This window comes from Undibacterium sp. Jales W-56, assembly GCF_025548535.1.
GTDB lineage: Bacteria > Pseudomonadota > Gammaproteobacteria > Burkholderiales > Burkholderiaceae_D > Undibacterium.
Genome location: NZ_JAJLQW010000002.1, coordinates 502,053 through 517,313 on the forward strand (window position 1 = coordinate 502,053; position 15,261 = coordinate 517,313).

A 15,261-nucleotide genomic window follows, 5' to 3' on the forward strand; every position below is an offset into this window, starting at 1 on the left:
TTTTTAAATTGCCCTATTTTGTTGATGGTTCGCCATCGCCACCATACCATCATGGCATTACTGCAGATTTCAGAACCGGGCATGTCCACCGCCCCACACCAGCATCGACTTGCAGTAGGGATCGACCTGGGTACCACCAACTCCCTGGTCGCGACCGTTCGCAATAGCATTCCCGAAGTCTTGAACGACGAACAAGGCCGGCCGCTGCTGCCGTCGATTGTGCGTTATTTGCCTAACGGTCACGCGCATATCGGCTTCAAGGCGCAAGCCGAACAAAGTAACGATCCCAAGAACACCATTGTGTCGGTAAAGCGTTTCATGGGACGCGGCCTGAAAGACATCGCTTACGCAGAAAATCTGCCCTACGATTTTCATGATGAACCCGGCATGGTGCAACTCAAGACTGTTGCAGGCCTCAAAAGCCCGGTCGAAATTTCCGCTCAGATTCTGGCGACCCTGCGCCAGCAAGCCGAAGACGCACTGGGCGACGATCTGGTCGGCGCAGTGATTACGGTGCCTGCATATTTCGATGATGCGCAGCGCCAGGCAACTAAAGATGCCGCCAAACTGGCTGGATTAAATGTTCTGCGCCTGCTGAATGAACCTACTGCGGCAGCGATCGCCTACGGCCTCGATAACGCGTCGGAAGGCACGTATGCCGTATACGACCTCGGCGGCGGCACCTTCGACATCTCGATTTTAAAAATGCGCAAAGGGGTTTTTGAAGTCTTGTCTACCGGCGGCGATTCTGCGCTCGGCGGTGACGACTTCGATCACCGTTTATTTTGCTGGATCTTGCAGGCAGCCAAAGTCGCGCCTTTGTCGCATGAGGACACCAGTTTGCTGATGGTCAAGGCGCGTGAGGCGAAAGAAATTTTATCCAGTAAACCGTCAACTTTCATTGATGCCAAATTAAGCTCAGGCGAAAGCGTCCATCTGCAAATCAGCGCCGCCGCGTTTGCCGAAATGACGCAGAATCTGGTCGTTAAAACGATCACGCCATGCCGCAAAGCGCTACGCGACGCCGAGTTGTCGGCAGATGATATCGACGGTGTGGTACTGGTCGGCGGCGCAACCCGCATGCCGCATGTACGTAAAGCCGTCGGCGATTTTTTCCAGACCACACCATTGGCCAATATCGATCCCGATAAAGTGGTCGCGCTCGGTGCGGCGATACAAGCGAACCTGTTAGCCGGCAATCGTGCGCCGGGCGACGACTGGCTATTACTGGACGTGATCCCGTTGTCTTTAGGCGTAGAAACCATGGGCGGCCTGGCGGAAAAAGTCATTCCCCGCAATTCAACCATACCTTGCGCACGCGCCCAGGAATTCACGACCTTCAAAGATGGCCAGACAGCCTTGGCGATCCACATCGTTCAAGGCGAACGCGAACTGGTAAGCGACTGCCGCTCGCTGGCGCGATTTGAGTTGCGCGGCATTCCCCCGATGGCCGCCGGTGCAGCGCGGATCAGGATTACTTACCAGGTCGATGCGGATGGCCTGCTATCGGTATCGGCGCGTGAATTACGCTCCGGCGTTGAAGCATCGATCAGCGTTAAGCCCTCTTACGGCCTGGGCGACGATGAAGTGGCACGCATGTTACAAGACTCCTTTGCTTCTGCCTCGGCGGACATGCAACAACGCGCACTCAAGGAAGAACAGGTCGAGGCAGAACGTATTTTATTAGCGACCCAATCAGCCTTGGACAACGATGCTGCGCTGCTTAGCGAGGCAGAACGTGCCGGCATTGCCAGCCTGATGCAAACAGTTCGAGCGCGGATGCAAGGCGACGATCACAGTCATCTGAAAGCAGCGATCAGCGCGCTGGCCGATGGTACGGAAGAATTTGCGGCACGCAGAATGGATCAAAGCGTGCGTACTGCTCTGGCAGGGAAAAAACTGGACGATATTTAAGCCATCGCGCATCATCCCGGCATCGAATGATGACGCCATATTGAATGAAGAAAGAATTGAGATAGCCATGCCCCAAATTATCGTATTACCCCATCCGGTTTTGTGCCCCGAAGGCACCGTGATCGATGCGCCGGAAGGCAAGTCCTTGTGCGAAGCTTTGGTCGAAAGCGATGTCGAAATCGAGCATGCCTGTGAAATGTCTTGCGCCTGCACCACCTGTCACGTGGTCATCCGTGAAGGCTTCAAGTCGCTGAATGAATCGACGGATGATGAAGAGGATTTGCTGGATGCCGCCTGGGGATTAGAAGCGACTTCGCGCCTGTCGTGCCAGGTTAAGCTGGGCAAGGAAGACATCACGATCGAAATCCCGAAATACACGATCAATCACGCTCGTGAGAATCACTAAGCTACCTGCCGTAACCATCAACATCAGGAGACGAACATGAAATGGATAGACACTTTTCAAATCGCAGAAGCCTTGTACGACAAGTTTCCTGATATCGATCCGCTAAAGATACGCTTCACTGACCTGCATCGCTGGGTCTGCGAACTCGATGGATTTGACGATGATCCGAATCATTCTGGCGAAAAAATTCTGGAAGCCATACAGATGGCATGGATAGAAGAAACCAGATAACTTTCGGTAAGTTGTTAAAACACGCAAAACGCCACAGCGATCTCACTCGCATCTTGCCTAAGCGTACAAAATATTTTATTATCAACAAGCCTTCAGTATGGATGCTGTGAAGCGGCATATATATCGTCTGGCTTGGAGGATAGACGCATGCAAGTCCGCGTTCTCTGGTTTGACGCTGACACGTCATTCACGCTACGAGAAACGTCTCCAGCACTCGCTAACAAGAAGTGATGTACAAGGATCTTGCAATGCAGTTTCGACATCTCCTATCTGCGATCCGCAGCCAGCTCACACTCAGGCTAGCCATCATTCTTGCTGTTGTATTCGGTCTTCTCGCCCCCTTTGTCGTTCTAATCCCGTATTACCAAAGCAGTATTGAACGCGTCGCGCACGAGCGAACTGACGCGGACCACAAACGACTAGCCGATATTCTCGCAGTGATCCTGAGTGAACCACTGTGGCAAATCACCCCTGAAATCGCCAACATCTCCAGCGAAGTGGTGTACTCGGATCCGCGCGTCGCAGAAATTCGGGTCGTTACCCTGCCCGACCACAAAGAATTCATCAAAAACAATGTCCGCAGAAAATCTCAGGAAGGTCCGTTTAAGGTCGAAAAACGCCAGATTAAGCATGGTGAGCAGGTTATTGGTGAAGTAGAACTGACGCTCGCAGAAGACATTCTGCGCGACAATCTGGCTTCGGAATTTAAACGCTATGCCAGCTCCGCCTTAGTTTCCCTGGTCGTTGCCGTGGTATTTATTTTGATGGTTTTGCAATGGCGGCTAGTCGAGCCCATCAAATTATTGATGGGCGAATCCGATCGCCTCGCTAACGGCCAGCTCAATGAGCCTATTTCACTCAAACGTGAAGATGAACTCGGCCGTTTAGCCCTCAGTCTGGAAGCCACCAGGCAAGCCTTGCAGCGTTCCTTCTCCGAACTCGAAGTCAAGAATCAGCAATTGCTTGAATACTCCGGTACGCTGGAATCCAAAGTCAGGCAGCGCACTCAGGAACTCGAAACGGTAAATCTGACCTTAGAAACAGCCCTGAGCAACGTCAACAGCGCACAAAATGAATTGGCACGTATTGAGCGCATGGCGGCACTCGGCTCCATGGTTGCCGGCGTCGCGCATGAATTGAATACGCCGCTTGGCAATTGCCTACTGGTCGCCAGCACACTGGAAGAAGAAACCCGCCACCTGAATCAAATGATGGATGAAGGCGCTATGCGTAAATCGAGCCTGACGCGCTACGCGGCGATGGCCAGCGAATCCACCAAGTTGCTTTTGCGCGGCCTGCAGCATGCTGCACGTCTGGTCGGCGATTTCAAGCAAGTCGCGGTTGATCAATCGAGCGCGCAAAGACGCCAGTTTGGTTTGCTGATCATGCTGCAAGAATTGGTCGCCCTGTTGAATTCGAGTTTGCGCAAAACACCTTTCACGCTGGAAATCGATATTCCTGCCGACATTGAACTCGACAGCTATCCCGGTCCACTCGGCCAGGTATTTACGAATCTGGTGAACAACGCGGTATCGCATGGTCTGGATGGTTGCACCGAAGGTCATATGCGTTGCGTGGCGCAGCGCCAGGGAGATCATGTGCTGATCGTATTTGAAGACAATGGCAAGGGCATTCCGCCGGATATCATTAAACGCATTTTTGAGCCTTTTTTTACCACCAAATTCGGCCAGGGCGGCAGCGGTCTAGGGCTGTCTATCACCTTCAACATCATCAACAATGTGCTGGGTGGCGAAATTCGCGTCATCAGCGCCGTCGGTCAAGGCACTCGTTTTGAGATCAGCATCCCACTGGTTGCGCCAGGCCAGACCGAGTCCCACGATCCTTTGTTGAATAACTAAGCTCAGCACCGAATTGGAATAAGCAATCAACATATACTCCTGACCAGTATATTTCCAAAACCCAATCAAAAACTGCCGATTCAGCATCATCCCTTTAAAAAATCAGGGGAGTATCTGTCAAACCCCTGCTAATCGCGAATACCCGTTACAATCTCACAAATTTTTTCAAAGCTGATCATGCGCCAATATCTCGACTTCATGCGCCATGTGCAACAACATGGCACCGCCAAAACAGATCGTACCGGCACCGGTACTGTCTCTGTTTTTGGTTATCAAATGCGTTTTAATTTGCAGGAAGGCTTCCCCCTGCTGACCACCAAAAAACTGCACCTGAAGTCGATCATCCATGAGCTGATCTGGTTTTTGGCCGGCTCAACCAATATCCAATATCTGAAAGAAAACGGCGTATCGATCTGGGATGAATGGGCCGATGAAAACGGCAATCTCGGCCCGGTCTATGGCTCGCAATGGCGTAACTGGCCGGCACCGGATGGCGGACACATAGACCAGATCAGCCAATTGATTAGCCAAATCAAAAGCAATCCGGATTCACGTCGCCTGATCGTGTCCGCCTGGAATGTCGCCGATATCCCACAAATGAAATTACCGCCTTGCCACGCGCTCTTCCAGTTCTACGTCGCAGACGGTAAGTTGTCATGCCAGTTGTACCAGCGTAGCGCCGACATATTCCTGGGCGTACCGTTCAACATTGCATCCTATGCGCTGTTGACGCACATGGTCGCGCAGCAAACCGGATTGGATGTGGGTGATTTCATCTGGACTGGCGGCGATTGCCATTTATATTCGAATCATATGGATCAGGTCGCCGAGCAATTATCCCGCAATCCCCTGCCCTTGCCCAAATTGAACATCAAACGTCGGCCGGATTCCATTTTCGACTATCAGTTTGATGATTTCGAATTCATCGACTATCAATTTCATCCGCATATCAAAGCGCCGGTCGCCGTCTAACATTCGAATTCAGGCCAATTTCATTACCATGTCATCGTTCACCATTATCGTTGCCACTGATCGCCAGAACGGCATCGGCATTAACAACGCTCTGCCCTGGCATCTGCCTGAGGATCTGGCGCATTTCAAACGGACTACCAGCGGCCATCCTATCGTGATGGGACGCAAGACCTTTGAATCGATAGGCCGGCCTTTGCCGAACCGGCGCAATATCGTGATTTCACGCAATCCCGACTGGCAACATGAGGGCGTAGAATCAGTTGCCTCATTGGCTGCGGCGCAAGCGCTGGTGGCGGATCAACAGACATTTATTATTGGCGGCGCAGAAATTTACCAACAAGCCTTGCCATTGGCAGACACCTTGATCGTCACCGAAATACAACAAACTTTTGATTGCGATACTTTTTTTCCTGCCATCGATCGCTCAGAATGGAAAGAAATTGCAAGAGAGAACTTTATTTCAGAAAAAAACCGGTTAGCGTATGCTTTCGTCACTTACCAGCGTCAATCATTCACCCATTGAGGAAATATCATGTCAGATGAAGGTTTTCACGTACACGGCCCCCATGATCACGAACTCGAGCACGCCGCTCACGGCGGCGACGACTTTGCCAGCAAAATCGCGGTCATGACCGCTATCATAGCAACTGTCGGCGCGCTGTTTGGCTACGAAGGTGGCGCTACGCAAAACGACGCCGCCATGTTCAAAAATGAGGCGGCGATCAAAAAGACCGAAGCGTCGAATCAATGGAATTTTTACCAGGCCAAGTCCAATAAACAGAATTTGTCCGAATTAGCCATGATCTTGCCCGGTGCCGACCTGGAAAAATACAAGGCAAAAGTGGCTAGATACGAAACCGAAAAAGAAGCCATCAAGTTAAACGCCGAGAAGTTAGAAGCAGAATCGCAGGAATGGGACCACAAATCTGAGGCTTCCCTGCACCAGCATCATCGCTGGGCACAGGCAACGACCGCGCTACAAATCTCTATCGCACTGGCGGCAATCGCCTTGCTGACCAGAAAGAAATGGTTACAATTTGGCTCCTATGGCGTTGCTGGAGTAGGTGTAGTATTGGCAGTGCTGGCCTGGTTACATATCTAAGCGATTGATTTCAGGGCATAAAATGAAAAAATTCCTTCCCCTGCTACTAGTCTGTGCGAGCCTCGCGGCCAATGCGCAGACTTCTGAGTATGCGCAGCTGGTTCCGAGTCCGTATTTGCCTAAAGATGTCAACTTCTCACTAGGTGCCGCCGCCTATTCTGCGGCACGCTATACCGGCTCGGATGAACGCCGGCTCGCCGCTTATCCGCTACTGGATGCGCAGTGGAGAAACGGTGCTTTTGCCAGTACGATCTCGGGCTTTGGCTATAATTTTTCTAAAGACCCTAATCTGCAATATGGCTTGAGAATGACCGTCGAAGCGGCCCGCGATGAATCGCGTTCGGATCGCCTGCACGGTCTTGGCGATGTCGGTGCCGCGATTGAGCCAGGCGCCTTCCTGAACTACATCGTCAATCAGAATTACTCGCTCACTTCCTCTGTCCGCTATGGCTCAGGAGTGGATCACAATGGCTTGCAACTGAGTCTTGGCGGTCGCGCTACCACCTCGCTGAATACCCAGCATCGCTTGTCCGCGAGCTTTGGCGCGAATTGGGCGAATGCTGCGTTTGCCCAATCGTATTTTGGCGTGAATGCAGCGCAATCTGCTGCCAGTGGATATACCCAATACACGCCATCCGCGGGCCTGACCGATGTCAAGGTCGGAGCAACCTGGAACTGGAGCATCGATTCAAACTGGTCTTTGACCACCGGTGCATCAGTGAAGTATCTGACTGGCGATGCGAGTCGAAGTCCTTTTGTATTTCAAAAAACACCAGTCACCATCTTTTCCGCAGCGAGTTACCGCTTCTGACGTGGTACAAAGTTGACAATATCAGTCCTCAATATGACGCTTGGATGAAATTTTCGTCCAGAGCTTGCGATTGAGGATTTTTTTTCACATCTTCGCCCCCATATCTGAGAAAATTCGCTCTTTGAATTTTTCGGCGCGCAAGCGGTTGATCTAAGTCGGCAATTTATTTTTCCTACCGGCTTCACTTGCCCAGGCGTCTCCCTTGTAACAAGCTCTTTGGAGACCTCATGAAATTCCGCTTCCCCATCGTCATCATCGATGAAGACTTCCGTTCTGAAAACACTTCCGGCCTCGGTATCCGCGCACTCGCTGACGCGATGGAAAAAGAAGGTATGGAAGTGCTGGGCGTCACCAGTTACGGCGACCTCTCGCAATTCGCGCAGCAACAATCACGCGCCTCTGCATTTATCCTGTCGATTGACGACGAAGAATTCGGCGGCGGCTCGACCGAAGAAACCGATTACGCCCTGAAATCCCTGCGCGCCTTCGTCGAAGAAATCCGTTACAAAAACGCCGACATCCCGATTTATCTGTATGGCGAAACACGCACCTCGCGCCATATTCCGAACGACATCCTGCGCGAATTGCATGGCTTCATTCACATGTTTGAAGACACGCCGGAATTCGTCGCGCGTCACATCATCCGCGAAGCCAAATCGTATCTGGATGGCCTGGCGCCGCCGTTCTTCCGCGCGCTGGTGCATTATGCCAATGACGGCTCCTATTCATGGCATTGCCCTGGACACTCGGGCGGCGTGGCGTTTCTGAAATCGCCTATCGGTCAGATGTTTCACCAATTCTTTGGCGAGAACATGCTGCGCGCCGACGTCTGTAATGCGGTAGAAGAACTCGGCCAGCTACTCGACCACACCGGTCCGGTAGCGGCGTCGGAGCGCAATGCTGCGCGTATCTTTAACGCCGATCATTGCTACTTCGTGACCAACGGCACCTCGACCTCGAACAAGATGGTCTGGCACTCCACGGTAGCGCCGGGCGACATCGTGGTGGTCGATCGCAATTGCCACAAATCGATTTTGCACTCGATCATCATGTGCGGCGCGATCCCGGTGTTCCTGATGCCGACCCGTAATCATCTGGGCATCATCGGACCAATTCCGCTGGAAGAATTTTCCATGGAAAGCATACGCAAAAAAATCGAAGCCAATCCCTTTGCGCGTGAAGCCAAGAACAAAAAACCACGTATTCTGACGATTACGCAATCGACCTATGACGGCGTCTTGTACAACGTAGAGACCTTAAAAGAATTGCTGGATGGCGAGATCGACACGCTGCATTTCGATGAAGCCTGGCTGCCGCATGCGACTTTCCATGACTTTTACAAGGACATGCATGCGATTGGCAAAGAACGTCCGCGCGCTAAAAAGTCGATGATTTTTTCTACCCAATCCACCCATAAATTGCTGGCCGGTATTTCACAAGCCTCGCAAATTCTGGTGCGCGAATCAGAGACCGTCAAACTGGATAGAGACAGCTTTAACGAAGCCTACCTGATGCACACCTCGACATCGCCGCAATACTCGATCATTGCCTCATGCGATATCGCTGCCGCCATGATGGAAGCGCCGGGCGGCACTGCGCTGGTAGAAGAATCGATTCTGGAAGCGCTCGATTTCCGCCGTGCCATGCGCAAGGTCGATCAAGAATGGGGGCAAGACTGGTGGTTCCAGGTATGGGGACCAGACGTGCTGTCTGAAGATGGCATAGGCTCGCGCAATGACTGGATGATTCATGCAGAAGACGACTGGCACGGCTTCGGCAAGCTGGCGCCGGGCTTCAATATGCTGGATCCGATCAAGGCGACCATCGTCACACCGGGTTTGTCACTGGAAGGCAAATTCGGTGAATCAGGCATTCCGGCATCGATCGTCACTAAATATCTGGCGGAACATGGCGTTATCGTTGAGAAATGCGGTTTGTATTCCTTCTTCATCATGTTCACGATCGGCATTACCAAAGGTCGCTGGAATACCTTGCTGACTGCCTTGCAGCAGTTCAAGGACGATTACGATAAGAACCAGCCGATGTGGCGGATTCTGCCTGAGTTCGCAGCGGCGAATCCGACCTACGAAGGCATGGGTCTGCGCGATTTATGCCAGAACATCCACGAGGCATACAAATCGCACGATGTGGCGCGATTGACGACGGAAATGTATCTGTCGGATATGCAACCTGCGATGAAACCATCGGATGCCTTCGCTAAAATGGCGCACAAAGAAATCGAACGCGTGGCAATTGAAGAGTTGGAAGGTCGCGTTACGGCCATCCTGCTGACCCCTTATCCGCCGGGTATTCCCCTGTTGATTCCTGGCGAGCGCTTCAATAAAACTATTGTCGATTACCTGCGCTTTGTGCGTGATTTCAACGAGAAATTTCCGGGTTTCGAGACAGACTGTCACGGCCTGGTAAAAGCCGAGGTTAACGGAAAACGCGGTTATTTTGTTGACTGCGTGCGACTCGGCGCCGAACTGGCAGTGTAAGCAGCCGGATGCCGACCGATCGGTATAGCGATAAATAAAAAGCACTTGTGTGTACAAGTGCTTTTTTCTTTGCGGCGCTTAAGCTGGCATTATCTTAAAACCACTCATTTCGAGATACAATAAAAATCAGTTCACTACAGGCATCAAAGTTGATACATGAATGAATTGTCTTCGTTAATTCCCATCAAAAAAACAGAAGTCAAAGTCGGTCAGGCAACGCCTTGGCCAGTTTATGACGCCTGGGGAAATTTGCTGCTGGAATCAGGTTCCATCGTGAGGAACGAACAGCAATTAAACGATTTAGTAGAGAACGGCTATTGCTCAGACACCTTATGGGCTGACGTCGGCAAAAAAAACTCTCCCGCCGCCATAAACAAAGCGGAAACGGCACCGGAAAGACCTGCATCAGAACTCACTAAAGAAGCGATGATTGAGCTCGATAGCGTGCGCTGGCATGTCGGTGAAATTTTTTACCTGCAAGTGCATGACAATGCCAACCTGCGTTACACCGTGCGTCTGATTGGCTTCGTCAAAAATAAATCTATCATGGTCACGGCACCGATGATCGAAGGTAAAGGCGCTTTAGTCAGGGACGGGCAAACTTTTATCGTGCGCGCCTTCCCCGGTAAAAAAGCGTATGCCTTCACCGCCTCAGCCATGAAATCCGTTTTTAGCCCACACGCTTATCTGCATTTAAGCTATCCCAAGCAAGTGCGCTCCACTACGATTCGTCAAAACTCGCGTGCAAGCGTAAAAATAATTGCCGCAGTAACGATAGGAGAACCGGAGCAGACCGCTGCCGCCACGCTGGGGGATTTGAGTATGGGCGGCACATCGGGTGTGATCAAAAAGCCGCTGGGTAAAAAGAACGACATTGGCACCATCAAATTCAAAGTCAATGCAGCAGGCAATGATGAGTATCTGGTATTAAAAATCATCCTCAGATCCGTCAGCCCGACCGAAACAGGCGACGAATATCGTCATGGATTTGAATTTATCGAAGTCCCGACCCAGGCAAAATTGATCTTATCGGCATTTGTCCATCAAACGCTGGCTGAGACCGAGTAAATGAGCGATGACATCCTGACGACAGATTCAGCATGTCGCTTACCCTTTGTTACATTTCGCAAGTTTCCTTACATAATCTCACACCATTTCCGGGAAGCGATTAAGCCCGTCATGGTACTTTGTCCGGTCTAAAATGCGGATTAATTCGCACACCCATGGATATTAAAATCACCCGTTATAGCCGTCGCCCACAAATACGGAGCAGTAAGATGCCGAAACGATTTCTCAAATTATTCGCAACCAGCCTGTTGGCAGCGCTGCTCTCGTCCTGTGGCGGTGGCAGTTCAAGCGGCAGTATCGGCAGCGGTTCCGGCGGAAGCACGCCAAATCCTCCGCCTGTGACGACAGCACCGCCTACGGCGACACAGGCTGCGCGTTTTCTCGGTCAGGCAAGCTTTGGCGTCACCAGCTCAGACATCAACACTGTCGTGAACCAGGGTTACAGCGGCTGGCTCGACACGCAGTTTGCCGCGCCTCAAAAGCTGCATCGCAATTACATGGATAGCATCGGCGCTACCCTACCCGCGACTACCACACTCAATCAAAATCAATTTTTTGAATCATTCTGGCAGCAGGCAATTACCGGCGATGACCAATTACGCCAAAGAGTCGCCTATGCCTTGTCGCAGATTTATGTGGTTTCGTTTCAGGATAGTACGGTCAACAATTACCCGCGAGGAGTGGCTTCGTATTACGACACCTTAGCGAGTAACGCATTTGGTAATTTCCGGACTCTGCTGGAAGCCGTTTCGCTGCATCCCATGATGGGAATTTATCTGACCTCATTACGCAATCAAAAAGAATCCGGCACACGAGTTCCCGACGAAAACTATGCGCGTGAGGTCATGCAATTATTAACCATCGGTCTGGTGCAACTGAACCAGGACGGCACGCCCAAGCTCAGCAATGGCAAGGCCATTGAGACCTATACCAATGCCGACATTACCGGATTGGCCAAAGTATTCACGGGATGGAGCTGGGCAGGTCCGGATAAAACAGATTCGCGTTTTTTTGGCGGCAATGCGGATCCGGATCGCGACTGGAAGCCGATGCAGAGCTATCCGAAATTTCACTCCACGTCTGACAAGACTTTTCTGGGCGTGACCGTGGCCGCCCAGACCACGGCAAACCCCGAAGCTAGCCTGAAAACGGCCTTAGACACGCTCTACAACCATGAAAATGTCGGGCCTTTTATTGGCAAGCAATTGATACAGCGTCTGGTGACCAGCAATCCCAGTCCGGCCTACGTGAGCCGGGTCGCGGCAGCCTTCGCGAATAATGGACAAGGTATACGGGGCGATATGAAAGCCGTTATCAAGGCCATATTGCTCGATCCGGAAGCACGTGCCGATGTCGACAGCAGTAATTTCATCGCCGGCAAATTGCGCGAGCCGGTCGTTCGGCTTGCCAACTGGATGCGTTCTTTCGGCGCCAAATCGACCTCTGCGCGCTTTTTGATGGGTAATTTAGATGATCCCCTCAACGCATTGGGGCAAACACCGATGCGTTCCTCTTCCGTATTCAATTTTTATCGCCCGGGTTATGTCCCGCCCAACACGAGTATCGCCGGCCTGAACCTGGTCGCGCCGGAATTTCAAATTACCGGCGAAACATCGGTGGTCGGCTACCTGAACTTCATGCGTGACGTGATACCCAATGGCACCGGTTTTTCACGCGACGTCAAAGCCGACTACGCCAACCTGATCCCTCTGGCAGACACCCCGGACAAATTATTGGACCAGATCAGCCTATTACTCACCGCGAATCAGATGAGCGCGAGCTTGCGTAATCAGATCCTGGCCGCGGTGAATTCAGTGGCGATACCGGCCAACAGCACGACCGCCGCTGATACTGCCAGAAAGAATCGCGTCTATCTCAGCATCTTCCTGACCATGGCATCACCAGAATATCTGACGCAAAAATAACCGGAGAATAAGATGAGTTCTAAAATCAATGCATCGCGCCGCGAGTTTTTGCGTATGTCTTCCGCACTGTCCGTGGTGGGCGCTGCCGGTGCGCCCTTCGCGCTGAACCTGGCAACCATGGCATCGGCTGCTGCGCAAACGGCACCAAATGACTACAAGGCGCTGGTGTGCCTATTCATGTTTGGCGCGAATGATCACGCGAATACCGTATTGGCGACAGATAGCACGTCATGGTCGCAATATCTGTCTGTTCGCACCACCAACGAAGCCGGCTCAATCGCCTTGCCCGCAGTTGGTATGACCGGTGGGGTGCTGCCTATCGTTCCGAATTCGACACAGGCGGGACGCAGTTTTGCGCTGCATCCCAGTATGGGCGAACTCAAGGGCTTATTCGACAACGGTCGCGCGGCGATTATCAGCAACGTCGGCCCTTTGCTGGTGCCGACTACGCTTGCCCAATATAAGACCGGAAGTGTGCCGCGTCCTCCTAAATTATTTTCGCATAACGATCAGCAATCGCTCTGGCAAGCCTATGCACCGGAAGGCGCGGCGTATGGCTGGGGCGGTCGCATGGGCGACCTGATGGCGGCCAACAATAGCAATCCTATTTTTACCTCGATTTCGGCTTCAGGTAACGCCGTTTTTCTGGCAGGCAGAACCGTCAAACAATATCAGGTCAATGCGTCCGGTGCGGTGCCGATAGGCGGACTCAGCGGCCCATTATTCGGCGCCAGCGCCGGGGCCAATCCTTTAAACGCCATTGTCACCGCAGACGCTAGCCATTTGCTGCAAAAAGAACATGCGATCGTCACCAGCCGCGCCATCAATGCGCAAAGCTTACTGAGCCCGGCGATGGCGGCGGCAGGCGGTACCGGGGTCCCCAACCCGACCCAGTACACCAATCCCAATACCGGTACGCTGGCCAACAACGGATTGGCGATTCAACTGCAAACGGTTGCCCGGATTATCGCCGGCCGCAATGCATTAGGTGCGAAACGGCAGGTATTTTTTGTCAGTATGGGCGGCTTCGATACGCACGATTTCCAGCGTACTTCACAAGCCGATTTATTGGCCAAAGTGTCGCATGCCCTCGCCTACTTCGATGGCGTCATGGGTAATCTGCAAGGGGCTGACGTACGTAACTCCGTGACCCTGTTTACGGCATCGGACTTCGGTCGCACCTTCACCAGCAATGGTGACGGCACCGATCATGGCTGGGGTTCGCATCACTTTATCGTCGGCGGCGCGGTCAAGGGCAAAGACATCTATGGCACCTTCCCTGTCACCGGGCTCAAGCATGATATGGATGTTGGATCAGGTAGTTTGCTGCCGCAATTCTCGGTAGATCAATACGGCGCCACACTGGCAAATTGGTTTGGCCTCAGCACCACGCAAATCAATGACGTATTCCCGAATATTACGAATTTCAGCAACCGTAACCTGGGATTCATGACCTGACGAGAACAGGTTTGAAAGCAGTTAAAAAATCGAGCGCGCCGTCAAAGTCGTGAAACGCTCCAGAGCATAGGTACCGGCCAGCGAATTGCCGGTCGGATCCAGGCCCGGGGACCAGACTGCGACAGCCAGCTCCCCCGGCACCAGGGCCAAAATCCCGCCGCCGACGCCGCTCTTGGCGGGTAAGCCCACGCGATACGCAAAATCACCCGCCGCATCGTAGGTGCCGCAGGTCAGCATCAAGGCATTCAGGCGCTTGGCAGAACTCGCGTCCAGAATCTGCTGACCGCTCCAGGGTATCGTTCCATGCTGCGCCAGAAAACTCCCGGCCTTAGCCAGTTCTGCGCACGTCATCGTAATCGAGCATTGACGGCAATAACTATCGATCACAGTCTTCACAGGATTATGCAGATTGCCGAAATCTTTCATCAGATGCGCAATCGCATAATTTCTGTGCGCAGTTTCCCGTTCAGATTGGGCCACTGTCACATCAAAATCGATATCCGGCTGATCCGCCAACAGCCGTGCAAACTGCAAAATCGCAATATCCGACTGGACGAAACGGCTCGATAAAATATCGTTGATGACCAAGGCCCCCGCATTGATAAAGGGATTGCGCGGCTTGCCGCGCTCGTATTCCAACTGCACCAGGGAATTAAACGGATTACCCGACGGTTCACGGCCGACCCGGGTCCAGATCGCATCGCCTTCACGAGAAAATGCCAGGGCCAGCGCAAATAATTTCGTCACGCTCTGCAATGAAAATTTCACGCCAGCAGACCCAATCGAGAACTGACGGCCATCAAGACAAAAAATCGCCATGCCGAACTGTTGCGGCGACACCTTCGACAATTGCGGAATATAGCTGGCGACTTTACCCTGCGATAAAAGCGGCCGCACTTCGTCATAAATCGTGCGAAGAATCTCTTGATAGTCTGGCGAATTGGCGATGAACATGTTATCTCGGTACTAGGACGGGCTGACAGATTAGCATATGCAGGATGAGCGCAAAACCGCCCC

At 52.3% G+C, this 15,261-nt stretch carries 13 protein-coding genes; 12 read left to right on the forward strand and 1 reads right to left on the reverse strand.

Annotated elements, in window-relative coordinates; all coding sequences use genetic code 11:
• Nucleotides 1-51 precede the first annotated feature (51 nt).
• The 12 genes from hscA (at nucleotide 52) to LPB67_RS08275 (ending at nucleotide 14,244) form a co-directional block, all read left to right on the forward strand.
• Nucleotides 52-1,914 (forward strand): Fe-S protein assembly chaperone HscA, encoded by a 1,863-nt coding sequence (hscA, locus tag LPB67_RS08220; protein WP_262836633.1) that lies wholly within the window; start codon nucleotides 52-54, stop codon nucleotides 1,912-1,914.
• Between the two features lie 67 nt (nucleotides 1,915-1,981).
• A complete protein-coding gene (gene fdx / locus LPB67_RS08225) occupies nucleotides 1,982-2,320 on the forward strand; it encodes an ISC system 2Fe-2S type ferredoxin (RefSeq protein ID WP_262836634.1) in 339 nt (112 codons plus the stop codon).
• 36 nt (nucleotides 2,321-2,356) lie between these two features.
• Complete coding sequence (gene iscX, locus LPB67_RS08230; protein ID WP_262836635.1) at nucleotides 2,357-2,551, forward strand: Fe-S cluster assembly protein IscX; 195 nt, start codon at nucleotides 2,357-2,359, stop codon at nucleotides 2,549-2,551.
• A 248-nt stretch (nucleotides 2,552-2,799) separates the two neighbouring features.
• Nucleotides 2,800-4,410 carry a sensor histidine kinase gene (locus LPB67_RS08235; protein WP_262836636.1) on the forward strand — a complete coding sequence of 537 codons (1,611 nt, stop codon included), beginning with the start codon at nucleotides 2,800-2,802 and terminating at the stop codon, nucleotides 4,408-4,410.
• A gap of 177 nt (nucleotides 4,411-4,587) precedes the next feature.
• Nucleotides 4,588-5,382, forward strand: a complete 795-nt coding sequence (locus LPB67_RS08240; RefSeq protein WP_262836637.1) for a thymidylate synthase — start codon at nucleotides 4,588-4,590, stop codon at nucleotides 5,380-5,382.
• 28 nt (nucleotides 5,383-5,410) lie between these two features.
• A complete protein-coding gene (locus LPB67_RS08245) occupies nucleotides 5,411-5,905 on the forward strand; it encodes a dihydrofolate reductase (RefSeq protein ID WP_262836638.1) in 495 nt (164 codons plus the stop codon).
• A 9-nt stretch (nucleotides 5,906-5,914) separates the two neighbouring features.
• Complete coding sequence (locus LPB67_RS08250; RefSeq protein ID WP_262836639.1) at nucleotides 5,915-6,484, forward strand: DUF4337 domain-containing protein; 570 nt, start codon at nucleotides 5,915-5,917, stop codon at nucleotides 6,482-6,484.
• 22 nt (nucleotides 6,485-6,506) lie between these two features.
• Nucleotides 6,507-7,295: a MipA/OmpV family protein gene (locus LPB67_RS08255; RefSeq protein WP_262836640.1), complete on the forward strand. Its 789-nt coding sequence runs from the start codon at nucleotides 6,507-6,509 to the stop codon at nucleotides 7,293-7,295.
• A gap of 227 nt (nucleotides 7,296-7,522) precedes the next feature.
• Complete coding sequence (locus LPB67_RS08260; protein WP_262836641.1) at nucleotides 7,523-9,793, forward strand: arginine/lysine/ornithine decarboxylase; 2,271 nt, start codon at nucleotides 7,523-7,525, stop codon at nucleotides 9,791-9,793.
• Nucleotides 9,794-9,949: 156 nt separating this feature from the next.
• Entirely contained in the window at nucleotides 9,950-10,861 is a 912-nt protein-coding gene (locus tag LPB67_RS08265; RefSeq protein ID WP_262836642.1) for a flagellar brake protein, read from the forward strand.
• A 209-nt stretch (nucleotides 10,862-11,070) separates the two neighbouring features.
• Entirely contained in the window at nucleotides 11,071-12,786 is a 1,716-nt protein-coding gene (locus LPB67_RS08270) for a DUF1800 family protein (protein WP_262836643.1), read from the forward strand.
• Nucleotides 12,787-12,798: 12 nt separating this feature from the next.
• A complete protein-coding gene (locus tag LPB67_RS08275) occupies nucleotides 12,799-14,244 on the forward strand; it encodes a DUF1501 domain-containing protein (protein ID WP_262836644.1) in 1,446 nt (481 codons plus the stop codon).
• 21 nt (nucleotides 14,245-14,265) lie between these two features.
• On the opposite strand, the gene LPB67_RS08280 is transcribed toward LPB67_RS08275, so the two are convergent.
• The gene (locus tag LPB67_RS08280; protein WP_262836645.1) at nucleotides 14,266-15,198 is read right to left on the reverse strand and encodes a glutaminase; all 933 of its coding nucleotides are present in this window, start codon (nucleotides 15,196-15,198) and stop codon (nucleotides 14,266-14,268) included.
• Between the last annotated feature and the right edge of the window lie 63 nt (nucleotides 15,199-15,261).

Bases quoted from the DNA above. Each gene is read 5' to 3' on its own strand.
- hscA (WP_262836633.1), top strand. From the start codon at position 52: ATGGCATTACTGCAGATTTCAGAACCGGGCATGTCCACCGCCCCACAC.
- fdx (WP_262836634.1), top strand. From the start codon at position 1,982: ATGCCCCAAATTATCGTATTACCCCATCCGGTTTTGTGCCCCGAAGGC.
- iscX (WP_262836635.1), top strand. From the start codon at position 2,357: ATGAAATGGATAGACACTTTTCAAATCGCAGAAGCCTTGTACGACAAG.
- LPB67_RS08235 (WP_262836636.1), top strand. From the start codon at position 2,800: ATGCAGTTTCGACATCTCCTATCTGCGATCCGCAGCCAGCTCACACTC.
- LPB67_RS08240 (WP_262836637.1), top strand. From the start codon at position 4,588: ATGCGCCAATATCTCGACTTCATGCGCCATGTGCAACAACATGGCACC.
- LPB67_RS08245 (WP_262836638.1), top strand. From the start codon at position 5,411: ATGTCATCGTTCACCATTATCGTTGCCACTGATCGCCAGAACGGCATC.
- LPB67_RS08250 (WP_262836639.1), top strand. From the start codon at position 5,915: ATGTCAGATGAAGGTTTTCACGTACACGGCCCCCATGATCACGAACTC.
- LPB67_RS08255 (WP_262836640.1), top strand. From the start codon at position 6,507: ATGAAAAAATTCCTTCCCCTGCTACTAGTCTGTGCGAGCCTCGCGGCC.
- LPB67_RS08260 (WP_262836641.1), top strand. From the start codon at position 7,523: ATGAAATTCCGCTTCCCCATCGTCATCATCGATGAAGACTTCCGTTCT.
- LPB67_RS08265 (WP_262836642.1), top strand. From the start codon at position 9,950: ATGAATGAATTGTCTTCGTTAATTCCCATCAAAAAAACAGAAGTCAAA.
- LPB67_RS08270 (WP_262836643.1), top strand. From the start codon at position 11,071: ATGCCGAAACGATTTCTCAAATTATTCGCAACCAGCCTGTTGGCAGCG.
- LPB67_RS08275 (WP_262836644.1), top strand. From the start codon at position 12,799: ATGAGTTCTAAAATCAATGCATCGCGCCGCGAGTTTTTGCGTATGTCT.
- LPB67_RS08280 (WP_262836645.1), bottom strand. From the start codon at position 15,198: ATGTTCATCGCCAATTCGCCAGACTATCAAGAGATTCTTCGCACGATT.